This window comes from Streptomyces sp. NPDC002577 (assembly GCF_053594815.1).
This window is the reverse complement of the sequence record NZ_JBSFWK010000024.1, coordinates 1-15474: the sequence shown is the minus strand read 5'-3', so window position 1 is coordinate 15474 and position 15474 is coordinate 1. Positions and strand designations below refer to the sequence as shown.

Here is a 15474-nt window from a genome sequence, read left to right as displayed (position 1 = left end):
GATGCAACCGGCCGGCCCTACGGTGGCCTCGGGAGTCGGGGATTCCGAGACCGTCCCGGAACTCGTGGCCGACGTCTCGGCCCGACGTCCTACGAGATGAGAGCGAGGCGTAGCCAACAAGCTCCGTCAAGCTCCGCCCGGCCGGCGTCCCGACCATCGCCGCACGCTACAAGCGGAAGAGCGCGGCCGTCGTCCACGCCCAAGGGGTCTCACACACCGTCGTGACGTCACAGCCGGAGGCTGTCGCGGACCTCATCCTCGAGGCCGTCAGCGATGAGAGGCCCCCGCGCGGCCAGGCCAGGGGCCCATCCACGGGCTCTTCCGCCATGGCTGCCGGACCCACCGAAATCTACCGAGAGGAGACACCGTGGCCTCGCCCGCAGTAGTGGAGATCTCTCGATGGCAGTTCGCCATCACCGCCATCTTTCATATGAGCTTTCCCGCACTGACCGTCGGACTCTCCGTCTTCTTGGCCGTGATGTACACGGTCTACCTCAGAACCGGGAATCCGCTGTACCTGCAGATATTCCGCTTCTGGAAGAAGATATTCGCGGTCGGATTCGGTCTGGGCGTGGTCGCCGGAACCGTCATGACATTCGAGTTCGGTCTCAACTGGGGAAGATACGCCCATGCAGTCGGTCCGATCCTCGGTGTCACGATCGGAATGGAGGTCATTACGGCCTTCTTCCTGGAGGCCGGGTTCATCGGCATCATGCTGTACGGCGAGGGCCGGGTGCGTCCCCGGACCATGGCGTTCGCCTGCTGGATGCTCGTCGTCGGCACCCTGCTGTCCACGACCTGGATCCTGTCCGCCAACAGCTGGATGCAGGACCCCGTGGGGTTCACCGAGGTCGACGGCCAGTTCCGGGCGAACGACTGGTGGCACGTGCTGCTCAACCCGGCGTTCTCCTACCGGTACCCGCACATCCTGCTCGCGGTGCTGATCAGCGCCAGTTGGTTCATCGGCGGGATCGCCGCCTGGTACCTGGTCAAGCAGCGTGCACTGCCCTTCGCGCGCCGCACCCTGTCCATCGCCCTGGGCGTGCTGGCCGTCCTGATGCCCGTGCAGCTGTACGTGGGGGACGCCACCGCCGTATTCATGGGTGCACACCAGCCGGCCAAGCTGCAGGCCTTCGAGGGCAACTGGAAGACCGACAACAACGGCTACAACCTGCTCGTCGTGCCCGACACGGACAAGGGTAAGAACGAGTTCCACGTCGAGATACCGCACCTGGGCGCCGTCATCGGCAAGGACCTGTCCGGAAAGGCGAACGTCCCCGGGCTGCTGCAGACGCCCGAGGACGAGCGCCCCAACATGTGGTCCGCCTTCTACGGCTTCCGGGCGATGTACTTCACCGCTCTGGTGATGTTCGGCATGGCCTTCGCCGGACTGGTGTTGCGGCTGCGCGGCAGGTTGTACACAGCCCGGAGGTTTCTCCGGCTGATGGTCTGGATGGCCCCCGCCGGTGTCGTGGCCATCAGCGGCGGCTGGATCACCGCGGAGACCGGTCGGCAGCCCTGGGTCGTCTACGGGCTGATCCGCACCAGTGACGCCGTCTCCCACCTCTCCCTCGGCGCGGCGATCACCAGCCTCACCGGGTTCGTCGCCGTCTACGCGCTGCTGCTCGGGTTGTGGATCCGCTACATCGTCCGCACGGTGCGGACCGGCCCCGAGCACCTGGTGACCGACAACGGCGCCACCGTTCACCCCCCGGAGGCCAGCCATGCTTGAGTACGCGTCATACGCTTTGGTCCTGCTCGCACTCGGTGCCTATCTGCTGCTCGACGGCTACGACCTCGGCATCGGCATCCTGAGCCTGTTCGACCGCAGCGACCAGCGGCGCAAGGAGTACAACGAGCTGATCGCAACCGCCTGGGACGCCAACGAGAGCTGGATCATCCTGGCGGGCGTGGCACTGTGGGCGGGCCTGCCCGGGGTCTACGCCACCGTGCTGCCCGGCGTCTACCTGCCGCTCATAGTCATGCTGCTCGCCATCGTGCTGCGCGGCACGGCCATCGAGCTGCAAAGCGCCGCCCCCGGCTACCGGCGCGGTTGGGGCCTCGTGTTCGGGATCTCATCACTGGTGGCCACTTTGTGCCAGGGGCTCGTGGCCGGGGGCGTCCTGTCCGGACTGGCCCACCGCGACGGGGCGTTCACCGGGGGCACCTGGGACTGGCTGACGCCCTACAGCGTGCTGTGCGCCCTGGGACTCGCGGCCGTCCACCTGCTGGCAGGTGCCGCATGGCTGCAGGACAAGACCGCGGGTACAGCCCACGACCGGGCGGGCCGACTGGGCCGACCGCTGCTCCTGGGGGTCGCGACGGCCTCCGTCGTCCTGGGATTCGGGCTCCCGCTCGCCGACCCGCAGCACCTGCGTTTCGACCCGCCGCTCCGCGCGGCCCTGTTCGGCCTCGCAGTGGCGGTGGCCGTGGTCTGCGGGGCGATTGCCTGGTACGGCTTCGGCCGCCGACCGGACTGGCGTCCATTCGCCGCCGTTGCCGGTGCGGAGGCCGCGGGCCTTCTCGCGCTCGTCGCTGCCACGGCGCCTGTCGTCGTCCCTCCCGACCTGACCGTGCACGCCGCGGCCAGCCCGCACGGGTCGCAGCTGTTCCTGCTGATCGGGGTGGGCGGGTGCATGCCGGTCGTCCTGGCCTACAACATCTACGCGTGGTGGGTGTTCCGCGGGAAGTTCGCCCAGACACCGGCCCACACCGGCGCGGCCGACCCGTCCGACACGACGGCTGCCGCCAAGCGGCCCGCGGCGGTTTCGCGGACCGCGGGTGACGGTCCGTGGGCGGCCGTTGTCACCCGGCGCGTGCTCCTGACGCTCCTGGCCCTCGCGGTAGCCGCCCTCTCGCAGGACGTCTTCGGTGGCGTGCGGGTGTGGATCGGCCCGGCTGGGGTCGCGGTGTGCTGCGTGACCGCACTCGCCGTGTGGATCCGGACCGACCGCCGTTCCGCGGCCGCCGGCGAATTCGACCTCTGGGCAGCCGAAAAGTGAACGACATCCCCGACCAGCTCGCCCGTCTCGGCCGGGACGACGAAGGGCAGCAGCGGACCGCCGGGCTCCTCACCGCATGGGCGGCGGTCGGCGAACCAGCGTTCCGGCAAGCCGGCACTCTGCGGGGACTGGCGGTCGTGGGCCATGTCCTGTGGGCCATGGGGCTGGGACGGGCGGCCCAGGCCGCACTGCGCTCCCCGTACGGAGGTGTGGCCCTGGCTCCGGTGCTCTCCGGTGCGGCTCTCGTCGCCGCCGGGCTGCTGCTGCGCGCGGTCCTGCTCGCGGCCGCCGATCGGGTCGCCGACGACGGGGCCGCCGCCGTCCAGGACCACCTGCGCGCCCGCCTGCTCCTGGCCGCACTCCCGACGCCGGGCAGGCCCTTCGAGAAGGCGTCCGATGCCGCTCTTGCCGAGGCGCTCGACAGCGAGGTGGGCCGACTGACCAAGTGGCTGACGACGTACGTCCCCGCGCGGCGGGCGATGCTGCTGGGAAGCGGCGTCGTGCTGGCCGCGGTGCTGGTGGGCAGTTGGGCCGTCGCGCTGATGCTGGTGCTGGCGACCCCGCTGCTGCCGTTCAATCTGAAGGTGATCGGCATGGGTACCCGTGCCGCAGTGCACGCCCAGCTCACCGCCACCCGGAGGCTGAGCACCCATCTGTTGGATCAGCTGCGCGGACTGCCCACGCTCGTCGGCCTCGGGGCCGGTGAGGAAGCTGTGCGCGCAACCGAGGCAGCCGACAGGGAACTTGCCGAGCGCACCCGCACCGTGCTGCGGGTGGCCTTCCTTTCGACCGCCTGGATCGAGCTCCTCATCACTGTGGCCATGGCTGTGGTCGCCACGTATTGCGGGCTCGCCCTGCTCGGCTATCTCGACCTGCCGGTGGTCCCGTCCACCATGAGTCTGGGCACCGCGCTGTTCGTGCTCGTCCTGACCCCGGTGTATTTCGCCCCCGCCCGGGAACTCGCCCGCGGCTATCACGCCCGTGCCGAGGCCGCCGCGGCGGCCGAGCTGATCTCGGAGATCATCGACACGGCTCCCGTCACACCGGCGGGCCGTCCCCGGGCGCGAATGTCCGCCATGTGCCGTGCGAGCCGGCCGAGCCCGGCCGGTGTGATCCTGGAGAAGGTGGGGGTCCAGTACCCGGGTCGCGACGACGCGGCTCTGTACGACGTCTGCATGACCGTGCGGCCAGGTTCGATCGTGGCCATCAGCGGGCCCAGTGGCGCCGGCAAGACCACCCTTCTCTCCGTGGCAGCAGGCCTGCGCGACCCGGACCGCGGGTGGTGCCTGCACACCACCGGTTCCGCGACCCGCGCCGCCTCGCCTGCCATGACGGCGTGGGGCGGCCAGCCCTCCTACCTCCTCCCGGGCACACTGCGCGACAACCTGCTGCTGGCCCGGCGCGACGCCGACGACAGGCAACTGACCGCCGCGGTCACGGCACTTGGCTTCGAGGATCTGCTGGCAGCACTCCCCCAGGGCCTGGCGACCCGGGTCGGGGAACGCGGCTGGGGGCTGTCCTCCGGGCAGACGCAGCAACTGGTACTGGTCCGGGCACTGCTCCGCGACACGCCGCTGCTGTGCCTGGACGAACCCACCGCCCATCTCGACCCCGACGGCGAGGCCCGCGTCATCGGCGCCATTCGGACACTCGCGCGCAGCCGCACCGTGCTGCTCACGACACACAGCCCGGCACTGATCGAAATCGCCGACGACGTCGTGCAGTTGATTCAAGGCCGGGTGTCCCGGATCAGGGAGAGACTGTGACTGCATTCAGGCTGCTGTGGATGGCGGCGGACCAACGGGCACGCCGCGACCTGCTGTTCGCAGCGGTGCTCGCCGCGACCGCCGAGCTCTGCGCCGCCGGTCTGCTGGGGGTGTCGGGTTGGTTCCTGACCTCCTGCGCGGTGGTCACTGCACAGGCGAACACCGCCTGGTCGTGGATGTACCCCTCGGGGACGGTCCGCGCTCTCGCCCTGGGCCGCACCGGTCTGCGCTACTGGGAGCGCCTGGTCAGCCATGGCGCCCTGCTCGGCGCGACGGTCTCGTTGCGCTCACGGCTGGTCCGCGCCGCGACCACCATGCCGGCACGCGAACTGCGGAACCAACGTGACGGCGCCCTGATGACCCGGCTCACCAGCGACGTCAGCGCCGTAGGCGGTATCGCCGGCCAGGTCGTCCCGCCGCTGGCCGGGATCGGCCTCACCGCCTCCGTCATCGTCGCTCTGCTCCTGATGGCGAGTCCGCCGGCAGGCACGGCCGAACTGCTGTTGCTCGCGATCTCGGCGGCCTCAGCGGTGGCCGCCGAGCGGCGGGCCCGCAGCCACCAGCAGGCGGCCGCAGAGGCCCGCGCCGCCGCACGCACCGCGCTGCTCAGCGCCCGCTCCGCGCTGCCCGAACTGCGCTGCCTGGACGCGGTCGACCTGGTCCGCGACCAGGTCGCGCAGGCAGTCGGCAGAGCCCGACGGGCCGAGACCGCGGCCGCGTCGGCGATGCGCCGGGCCCGGCTGCTGCTGCGGCTGCTGGCTGTGGCCGGCCAGACGGCGGTGCTGCTCCTGGCGCTGTCCGGTCCAATGTTCGCCCAGCCAGCCGCCGATGCCATCGGCGAGGTGCTGCTGATCGCGGCTGCCTACGAGCTCATAGAGACGCTTCCCCAGGTACTCCGCGACCACGGCCTGGCCGCCGACGCCGCTGGGCGGCTGACGAATCTGGCGAACCGCGCGCTCCCGGAGAGGCCGGGGACCGCATCCCCTACGACGCCGCCGCTCGCTGGGCCGAAAATGGCCCTGGTGGTCCGCCGGGTGCCCGTGGGCGTCGGCGACCACCGCGCCCGCTGGTCCGCGGTGATCGAGCCACACAGCGTCATCCTGGTCACCGGGCCCAACGGCAGCGGCAAAAGCACCCTGCTGGAGACTCTGGCGGGACGAATCACCCCCGCCGCCCCCGGGTCGGTGCTGCTCGACGGCGTACCCGTCGAGTCCCTGCCCGCCCGTGCGATCGCGGACACGCTCACCCTCGTCGAGGCGGAAGACTGGATCGCGGACGCGACCGTCGCCGAGAACCTCCGGCAGGCCGCCCCCAGCGCGGACGACGACACGCTCCGGGCCGCGCTGGCGGCCGCGGCCTTGGAGCAGGTTCCCCTCCACACCCCGACGGGCCCGCTGGGCAGTGCGCTCTCACAGGGCCAGCGACGCCGCCTGGTGATCGCGAGAGCGGTGCTCCGGGCACCCTCGGTTCTCCTGCTCGACGAACCGACGGCCGGCCTCGACGACCATACGGCGGTGCGGATGCTGACGGGTGTCCGCCGCGCCCTGCCGGACAGCGCGCTGGTGATCGCCCTGCCGGAACGGCACCACGAACTGCTTCCCTTCACCCCCACCGGCACACTGCGACTGCAGCCAAGTTCCCGGCAACCACTGAGAGCTCGGGGCTAGTAGGACTCCGTTTGGGCTCAACCCTCCGGAAACCAAACCGGAATACGCCACCGAAAAGCCTTCCAGAACACCGGGAAAGAAAAGCGTGAACATATCTGGGCCCGGCCGGGCGGAATTGCATCCCGACACCGGACACATCCGCGCCGCTCTCATTCTGCGGCGCACCGGACGGCCCCGGCAAGGGAGATCCGCAGGACATTCGTGAGGCTGCACAAGTGAGAAGCGCCGCCGCCACCAGGGACGTTGGAGGAGTCGGCGCGAAATGCAGGCTTAACAAAGGAATTATTGACACCCGATCGGGATCCGACGGCTAATGGATCGTCCACGCAAATGCGTGGACGATCCATTTTCTTTTTCGTCCGCCCGAATTGAAGGCCCGTCATGACAGGTGATGCGTGAGAATAGTCAAGCGCGCCGGGGGCACACCCCACGTTCCCCGCGCACTCAGCCGCGGCGCTGCGCTCCTGGGCCTCACGGCCCTGGTGCTCCTCGGCGTCCAGCCCGCCGCCCAGGCCGAGACCCCGGCCGGCCCCGGTCCCACCACCACGGCCACAGCCACCACCGCTCCGACGCAGCTGGACACGGAGCCCGGCACCACCGCCGAACCCGCGGCCGACGAACCGGCGGCCGACCTCGAACCCGTCTGCGGCACCCCCGCCAAGGGCCATGCCCGCTGCTACGCGATGCGCGCCACCGACGAAACGCCCGTGATGCGGCTGAGCGCGGCGCAGACACCGGACGGGCTCGGCCCGCAGGACATCCAGAGCGCCTACAGCCTGCCCTCGGACGGCGGTTCCGGGCAGACCATCGCCATCGTCGACGCCTATGACAACCCCAACGCCGAGGCGGACCTGGCCGTCTACCGCAGCCAGTACGGGCTGCCGCCGTGCACCACGGAGAACGGCTGCTTCAAGAAGGTCGACCAGCGTGGCGGCACCAACTACCCGACGACCAGCGAGGGCTGGGCGGGCGAGATAGCCCTCGACCTCGACATGGTGTCCGCCGCGGCGCCGAACGCGAAGATCCTGCTCGTGGAGACGGACAACGCCGGCCTCGAGAACCTCGGGGCAGGCGTGGACCTGGCCGTCTCGATGGGCGCCAAGTACGTCTCCAACTCCTACGGCAGAGGCGGTGACTTCGCGACCGACGCGGCCACCTGGGGCAGCCACTACGACCACCCCGGCGTCGCTGTCGTCGCGGCCAGCGGTGACTACGGCTACGGGGTGGCCTTCCCCTCCACACTCTCCACGGTGACCTCGGTGGGCGGCACGAATCTGGTCGCCGACCCGGACAGCCCCCGTGGCTGGTCCGAGACCGTGTGGCAGCGGGACTCCTACGCGCCGGGCTCCGGATGTGCCGCCCACCAGCCCAAGCCCGACTTCCAGAAGGACACCGGCTGCGCGGGACGCAGCGTGGCCGACGTCTCGGCGGTCGCCGACAACCTCGCCGTCTACCACACCTTCGGCTCGACGGGCAACGGCTGGATGCGCTACGGCGGCACCAGCGCCTCGACTCCACTGATCGCCGCCATCTACGCCCTGGCCGGCAGCCCGCGCCCCGCCACGTACCCCAACGCCTATCCCTACGGGTCCCAGGGCGCGGGCCTGAACGACATCACCACCGGTTCCAACGGCACCTGCGAGGCCGCCTATCTGTGCACCGCGGGCGCCGGTTACGACGGTCCCACCGGTCTCGGCACCCCGTCCGGTCTGGCCGCCTTCCGCAGCGGGCCCAGCGGCACCCTGTCCGGCGTCGTGACCGACGCGAAGACCGGGAAGCCCGTCGCCGGGGCCACCGTCGGATCCGGTGCCGACGTCGCGACGACCCTCGCGGACGGCACCTACTCCCTCAACCTGCCGGCCGGCACGGTCGACGGGCTCACGGTCAAGATGTTCGGCTACACGACCACCGAACCGATCACCGTGGAGATCGCCGAGGACCAGACCCTGACCCACGACTTCACCCTCCAGCCGCTCCCCCGCGTCCACGTCCGGGGGACGGTCAAGGACGGTTCGGGACACGGCTGGCCGCTCTACGCGCGGCTCTCGGTCGAGGGTTCGCCCGAGGCCCCGGCATGGACCGACCCGGCGACCGGTGAGTACGACATCCTGCTGCCGAAGAACGCGGACTACTCCCTGGACATCACCGCCGCGCTGCCCGGCTACGAGGCCGTGAACCGCGAGGTGACGGTGGGCGGCCGCGCCGTGACCGCCGACGTCTCCCTGACCGCCGACCCGGACGCCGCCACCGCCGTCGGCTACACCCAGCAGGTCACCGACCACACCGAGCCCTTCGACTCCACCACCGCCGCCCCGACGGGATGGACGGTGACGAACGCCGAGGGCACCAGCAACGGCTGGCAGTTCGACGACCCGATCCAGCGCGGCAACTACACGGGCGGCAGCGGCGCCTTCGCCGTGGTCGAGAGCGACAACGGACCCTTCGGTCCGCACCAGGACAGCTATCTGACCACCGCCGCCTACGACCTGTCGGACGCTCAGTCCGCCGAGCTCACCTTCGAGACCGCCTACCTGGCCAACATCAACAACCAGCACATGACCGTGGACGCCAGCACGGACAATGGCGACACCTGGGAGAACGTCTGGGCCGGACCGAAGGTCAGCGGAGGTGAGCAGAAGCTGACCGTGCGGGTCCCGCTGCGGAAGTACGCCGGCGAGTCCTCCGTGAAGCTGCGCTTCCACTTCGTCGCGAACTGGGGCTACTACTGGGCCATCGACGACGTGAACGTCCAGGCCCGGACGATGCTGCCGGTCCCCGGCGGACTCGCCGTCGGCACGGTGCGCGATGCGGGCACCGGCAAGGGCGTGGTGGGTGCCACCGTCGCGGACGCCTCCGCGCCGGACACCGGAGCCCTCACCGCGACCACCCCGGACGACCCGGCCGTCGGTGACGGGTTCTACACGCTCTTCCTGGCCGACCCGGGCCGGCACACCCTGACCGTCGGCGCGACCGGGTACGACACGGTCACCCGCGGAGTCGTGGCGCGGGCCGACCGGGTGATCACGGAGAACGTCAGGCTGAGAGCGGACGGCTGATCCTCTGCCCCTGATCCGCGCCCGGGCGCCGATCCCGCGCCCGGGCGCAAGGCGGCGCCGCACCCCCACAAGGGGTGCGGCGCCGTCCGTGCTCGTGCGGTGCCCTGCTGTGCTGTCAGTACCTCATCCGCTGCAACCCGTTCGCCCACGGATTGACGAGGTACACCGTGCGGGTCTCGGGGTCGAGGTGGAGCCCTCGGCGGGAGGTCGACTCGAAGTTGGTGAGGCCTCCCATGGAGTTGACGAGATTGGCGAGGGGGTGCCGGGCGAGGACCTTTCCGGTGTCGGGTTCGACGACGGTGATCTCGCTGAGGGCGTTGTTGTCGCCCGTGGTGGCCTCCTCGTAGAGATGGGCGACGACGGCCACGTTGTTGCGCGTGTCGAGCGCGGGCCAGACCACGCCGCGGGTGCCGAGGTCGGCAGCGGTGCCGGTGGCCAGGGTGTGCTGGTCGGCGGCGCGCCAGGTGCCGGTCGGGAAGGAGCCGCTGTTGTAGTCGGGCGTGGCGGAGCCGGCGGCGACATAGACCTTGTCGCCCTTGCCGTCGGGCAGCAGACCCGCGGTGCACTGCGGCATGGTGCCCATCGGGGACACCGTGCGGGCCTCGGGGTCGAAGCTGACGGCGGCATAGGGGACGCGAGCGTTGAGGCAGGGGCCCTGGGTACCGGTGGTGGCGACGAAGAAGGTGCCGGTGGACGCGTCGACCGAGACATTGCTGAAGGCGCGGCCGGGGCTCGACTGGTTGACGGGCAGGGGCTCGGAGACCTCGCCGCTCTTCATGTCGACGGTCCACAGCTGATCGATGCCGGAGACCGCGTTGTACGTGACGATCACGGCACGGTGCCGGTCGGGATCGACGGCGCCGCCCTGGTAGTAGACGGACTTGGTGCCCGCCTCCGGGTCCAGCGTGGTGGTCCTGACGTCGGCACCGGTCTCCGTGTCACGCAGATCGACCTCCGGAAGGACGCCTCCCGCGTACGGCCTGTGTGCGATGAGGGTGTTGCCGGTCGTGGGGTCGGCGCCGACCACCATGCGCATCATCGGCGTGCCGGTGCCGGTATCCGTGGCGACGGCGGAGCCGAGGCTGCCGTCGGCCAGCGAGTAGCTGGTGACGCCGCCGCCGGTGAGCTCGCTGTCCTCGGAGAAGACGTCGGTGGCGAGCAGCGCCGTGTCGCCGGTGACCTCGAAGTTCTCCAGGACGCCGGAGACGAGGTCGCCGTCGAGGTACTCCAGGAAGGAGGTCGGGGAGGCTTGGCCCACGGGCTTGCCGTCCCGGGTGGCGATGATCCGTACGGGGTACTGGAGGCCGGTCGGCAGGCCGAGGGCCTTGAGGTCGAGCGTGGTGCGGCCCTTCGCGGACGGCAGGGCGCGGAACAGGGTGGAGGCGTGGTCGACGCCGTTGTCGTCGCGTCCGCTGCCGTTCTGGTTGGTGGTGGTGTTGAGGGCGCCGTACAGGGTGGGCGCGGGGGTGAGGAACTCGATGGCGGCGCCGTCCGCGCCCCGCACCCCGCGGGCGTCCCAGGACACCGTCAGTGTGCCGTCCTTGTACGTGAGTTGAGACGAGTGCGCGGTGGCGGTGCCGTGGCCGATCAGGGGCGCCTCGGGGCGCTGGTCCGCGTCGGTGCCGACGGTGAGGGCGCGGAAGTCGCCGTACACCTGTCCGCCGTGCAGGGTGATGCCGACGCCGTAGAGGCCCGCGCCGCCCGATTCGAAGGCGGTGGCGGGGATGGTGACGGTGCCCTTGGTCTCGGTGAGCGGGGTGCGCCAGGTGGCGCGCCACTTGTCGGCGGTGGTGAACGGCGTCCAGTGCCCGACGGACGAGAGCGCCAACTCGGGGTCGGTCGTGTCGCGCAGGCCGGTCAGGTCGTAGTGGACCGTGACGGACTTGCCGAGCGGGGTGGTGCCGGGCGCGGTGGGCGCCTGAGGCTGACTGTAGGTGCCGTCTGTAGCGGTGAAGGTCAGTGTGCGGCCCGCCGAGGCGACGACGCGGCCGTGGTCGAGTGCCTCGAAGGTGACCTTGAGGCTGCGGGACTCGCTTGAGGCGAGCGGCAGCCCGGCGGCGGCGAACAGTTCTCGGGGCAGGAGGCGCAGGCTGGGGCCGGTGGCGGGGATGGTCTCGCCGCCGTCGACGCGCAGCCGGTAGGTGAGGCCCTCGCGGGAGCCGGTGAGGTCGAGGCCGAGGGTGATCGGGGAGACGGCGTTCTGGCCGATGCCGTTGCCGTCGTCGTCGCGCGGTCCGCCCAGGTCGATGGCGTCCGGGTCGGTGGCCTCCACGAAATTGGTGGTGGGTGTGACGGACATCAACTGCCGTTCCGCGACCGAGAGCCGGGCCGCGGCGGGGGTGATGTCGTGCTTCTCGGCCAGGACCCTCTCGACGGCGGCGGTGACGTCGAGCTGCGGGCCCATGGTCAGTTCCTGGTCGGTCTGCGGGGGCTGGGCGAGCGGGCGCCCGGTGTCGATGAGCAGGTCGCGGACCTGGCGCGGAGTGAGCTTCTGCCCGGTGGCCTCGGCGGCCGACAGGACGTTCGCGGCAGCTGCGGCGATCATGGGGGCGGAGGCGGAGGTGCCGCCACTGAGGACGACGCCGGTGCCGCCGGGGATGTGGATGAGCGAGGGCAGGTTGTCGCCGGGGGCGGCGAGGTCGATACGGCTGCCGAAGCCGGAGGAGTAGCCGGCCGTGCCGTTGTAGCGGGTGGTGGGGTAGGCCGAGGTACGGACGTCGCCGGAGGTCAGGGTGTCGTCGGTGGTGCTGCCACCGGCGGCTATCACGCCCGTGTCGCGGACCTTCGAGGGGACGGTGGTGGCTGCGACGTCGTCGATGCCGGTCTCGGACTTGGCGCTGGTGGTGCGCTCGGTGGCGGTGCTGCCGCCGTCGGGCCCGACGGAGACGGGCAGGCCGAGCCGGGTGCCGTCGTTGGAGGAGACGACCACGACGATGCCCGAGTCCACGATCTCGCGCAGGGTCTCGCGTATCTCCGCGTCGTCCTCCAGCCAGCGCGACGGGAAGCCGATGGAGCCGTCGGTGCCGAAGCCCAGGCTCGCGGTGATCACGTCGGGCCGGGGCTTCTGGGCGGCGGCGGCGCGCAGCGCGGCGGCGATGCCAGTGGTGGACGGCTCCTCGGGGATGACGAGGCGGTAGTCGGCGCCGGGGGCGATGCCGAGCAGGTCGGTGGCGCCGCTGCCGGTCGCCTCCGGGCGCTGCCGGTCGTGCGGCAGCGGGGCCATCATCGAGAAGTCGAGGAGGACCTCGCCGAGGTTGGGGTCCTGCCCCTCGATGGTTCCGGCCGGGTCGAGGTGGCCCTCGTTGTCGCTGGTGTAGGTGGGGATCAGCGGCAGGGACGGGTAATCGAGGTAGCGCCGGCCGTCTTTGACGACCGTGGTAGGCCCGTACTGCTTGACGTACGCGTCGCCCGCGTCGGCCATGGACTGGTCGGTGAGGTCGCCGAGGGAGACGTTGGTGACGATCTGCCCGGCGCCAGGCAGGGCGTTCAGGTAGGTCGCGGTGTCCTGGAAGGCGCCTACGGCGTTGACTCCGCCGGCGTTGAGGTACGACTGGAAGGACGTGGTCAGGCCCGCGTTGCTGGGCAGGGCGCCGGCGACGGGTGTGGTTCCGGGCGCGGTGGAGCGTTTGCCGGCCGCCGCCGGAGGGGCGAGGTCGTCGATGGCGGAGCGGATCTGCTCGGGCAGCTCGACGGCGCCGGTGTTCATGGTCTGGGGGCGGACGGCCGAGGAGGCCGAACCGACGCCCGACTCGACCTGATACGGCGTCGACTTCGCCGCGTCGGCTCTTCGTTGCAGCAGTCCGGCGGACGGAGTGAGTTGCTCGCCGAGCCCGCTGCTGCCGGTGCTGCCGGGCACGGGGAAGGGGCGGGTGGTGCCGTCCTTGGCGGTAAGTGTGCCGGTGCCGTCGTCGCTCCAACGGACGATCGAGCCGTCGGCGAGGGTGATGCTGTGGGTCGCGGACGAGGAGGCGGCGGCCTGCGAGCCGGGCTGGGCGGACTCGGCCGCGTGGGCGGCAGGGGCCGCCGTGACGGCGATGAGCAGGGCCGCGAGCACCGCGACCGGCGCTCTGAGATGGCGTGGTGACATGCGACGCCCTTCAGGGAGGTCCCTCGCGGGAGGAAGAAAGGGGGAGGTCCAGCCGCGTCTTCGGGACTGGTGGGGCGTGCGGGTGGCGTGCAGGTTGTGTGATCAATCTCGCGGGACGCGGCGGCCGGAACAAGACCGCCGGCGCGCGTGTTCACGCAATTGCCCACATGTGCTGAGTCGCCCCAACGGACCTGCCATCAGAGCCCGTTGAGCTTCAGCATCGGTTCGGACCGGCCTCGCCCCGGCCCCGCGCACAGGAGTGTCAGGCCGTATGAACGTCATCCCGGACAGCCCATGGGCGGCAGCCGGTCTGGACGCGATCAGCGGGCGGGTGTTTGAGCACCTGGTGGGCGCGCCGTCGGCGGACGCGGCCACGGTCGCGGAGGCCGCCGGGATCTCGCCGCGCGAGGCCGAGGAGGCGCTGCGGCGGCTGGAGGGCGCCCTGCTCGTGATACGGCTCGACGGGCGGCCAGTTCGCTGGGCCGCGAGTCCGCCGCGCTCGTCGCTCGGCGCGATGCTGGCCCGCCGCCGGGCCGAACTGGCCGCAGCCGAGGGGATATTGGAGCGGCTCCAGGAGGCGTACGAGGTGATGTCGGGCCCTCGAGCGGCGCACCTGATGGAGGTGCTGGAGCACGAGGAGGAGGTGTCCGCGCGCTACACCCAGCTCCTGAAGCAGAGTTCGGTGGAGGTGCTGCACCTGGCGAAGCCGCCGTACGTGACGGGCGCCGAGGTGTCCTCGGGCGAACTGGGCGTGGAGGCGGGGGTACGGCTGCGTTCGGTGTACGAGACGGACGGGTTCACCGACGCGGTCTCGCTGGAGACGGCACTGCGGGGTACGGCGGAGGGCGGGGAACTACGCCTGGCCTCCCGGCTGCCGGTGAAGCTGGTGGTCTTCGACCGGACGGCGGCGCTGCTGCCGGTGCGCAGCGACCGGCCGGAGGCGGGGTCGCTGGTGGTCCACTCCCCCGCGCTGGTGGAGGCGCTGGCGGCGCTGTTCGAGAGCGTGTGGGCGGGGGCTACGCCGGTGTCGTTGGAGAGCCGGGACGACTGGCCGGTGCCGGGCGGGGGGAACGGCCCCGGTGGCGCGGATGGTTCCGAGGGCCCGAGCGGCCCGAGTGGCCCAGACGGTCCGGACGTGCCCCGGGTCGACGAGCGGACACGTGAGATCCTCCGGCTGATGGCCACCGGCCTGAAGGACGACTCCATCGCCCGGGTACTGAAGGTGAGCCGCCGCACCGTGCAGAAGCACGTCACCGACGCGGGCAACGCGCTGGGCGCGAAGACCCGATTCCAGATCGCGCTGCGGGCGGCGGGGCGGGGGTGGCTGGGGCCGGAGCACGGGGCAGGCGGCTGAGGCCCGCGGGCTCGGTTGTCCGCAACCGCGCCTCGCTGTCGGAGGGTGCGCCTGGTAGGACTCCGTTGGGTCTGTCTTGATCTTGGTGTCGTGTGTGTTCTGCTGGGGAGGGGCTGGTGGCAGGTGGTGCAGTCGCCGGTCCAGCACCTCAAGATGTCCTGGAGCGCGTCGAGGATCTGGTAGAGGGTGAGTCCTGCCCGGGCGCTATTGGGGCCAGGCGCTGCTCGGTCAGGAAGGCGTGGGCGGCGGTCACGAGGGTGACGTGGTGGTGCCCGCCGGGCCAGGAGCGGCCAGCGAGTGGCGGGGGCACCGTCGGCCGGGGTGCGCGGCCTCGCGGACGGTGGAAGGCGTCGGCCCCTCATCCGCGATTCGGGTGAGGGGCCGACGCCGGGTTCACGACTGCGGCCTGGTCCAGACGGCGTCGGCTCCCGAGAGGCGATGGGCGACCACGGAGGTCACCGCGAGCAACACCAGCGCCAGGCCCAGGGTGAGGGCGAGTTCGGCGTGCAGCAGGAGCACGGCACCGACGAGGGCCCCGATGA

The 15474-nt window shown here is 71.2% G+C and carries 7 protein-coding genes and 1 pseudogene; 6 read left to right on the top strand and 2 right to left on the bottom strand.

Features of this window, described 5'->3' with window-relative positions:
- Positions 1–367 precede the first annotated feature (367 nt).
- The 5 genes from ACWD4J_RS26230 to ACWD4J_RS26210 all read left to right on the top strand — a co-directional run bounded on the left by ACWD4J_RS26230 (position 368) and on the right by ACWD4J_RS26210 (position 9491).
- On the top strand, positions 368–1732 hold the full coding sequence (locus ACWD4J_RS26230) for a cytochrome ubiquinol oxidase subunit I (protein WP_451397873.1): 1365 nt from the start codon (positions 368–370) through the stop codon (positions 1730–1732).
- Positions 1725–3002: a cytochrome d ubiquinol oxidase subunit II gene (locus ACWD4J_RS26225; RefSeq protein WP_451397872.1), complete on the top strand. Its 1278-nt coding sequence runs from the start codon at positions 1725–1727 to the stop codon at positions 3000–3002. The genes ACWD4J_RS26230 and ACWD4J_RS26225 overlap by 8 nt, the downstream gene beginning before the upstream one ends.
- Positions 2999–4768, top strand: a complete 1770-nt coding sequence (locus ACWD4J_RS26220) for an ABC transporter ATP-binding protein/permease (protein WP_451397871.1) — start codon at positions 2999–3001, stop codon at positions 4766–4768. The genes ACWD4J_RS26225 and ACWD4J_RS26220 overlap by 4 nt, the downstream gene beginning before the upstream one ends.
- Positions 4765–6435: an ATP-binding cassette domain-containing protein gene (locus ACWD4J_RS26215; RefSeq protein WP_451397870.1), complete on the top strand. Its 1671-nt coding sequence runs from the start codon at positions 4765–4767 to the stop codon at positions 6433–6435. The genes ACWD4J_RS26220 and ACWD4J_RS26215 overlap by 4 nt, the downstream gene beginning before the upstream one ends.
- Positions 6436–6830: 395 nt before the next feature.
- Positions 6831–9491 carry a carboxypeptidase regulatory-like domain-containing protein gene (locus ACWD4J_RS26210; RefSeq protein ID WP_451397869.1) on the top strand — a complete coding sequence of 887 codons (2661 nt, stop codon included), beginning with the start codon at positions 6831–6833 and terminating at the stop codon, positions 9489–9491.
- Between the two features lie 115 nt (positions 9492–9606).
- Here ACWD4J_RS26210 and ACWD4J_RS26205 read toward each other — a convergent pair whose 3' ends face one another.
- Positions 9607–13578 carry a S8 family serine peptidase gene (locus ACWD4J_RS26205; protein WP_451397868.1) on the bottom strand — a complete coding sequence of 1324 codons (3972 nt, stop codon included), beginning with the start codon at positions 13576–13578 and terminating at the stop codon, positions 9607–9609.
- 271 nt (positions 13579–13849) lie between these two features.
- Here ACWD4J_RS26205 and ACWD4J_RS26200 point away from each other — a divergent pair, with 271 nt between their 5' ends.
- A complete protein-coding gene (locus tag ACWD4J_RS26200) occupies positions 13850–14932 on the top strand; it encodes a helix-turn-helix transcriptional regulator (protein ID WP_451397867.1) in 1083 nt (360 codons plus the stop codon).
- A 148-nt stretch (positions 14933–15080) separates the two neighbouring features.
- Here the strand turns inward: ACWD4J_RS26200 and ACWD4J_RS26195 are convergent.
- Positions 15081–15224, bottom strand: a pseudogene (locus tag ACWD4J_RS26195) (IS701 family transposase); the annotation flags it as partial.
- Between the last annotated feature and the right edge of the window lie 250 nt (positions 15225–15474).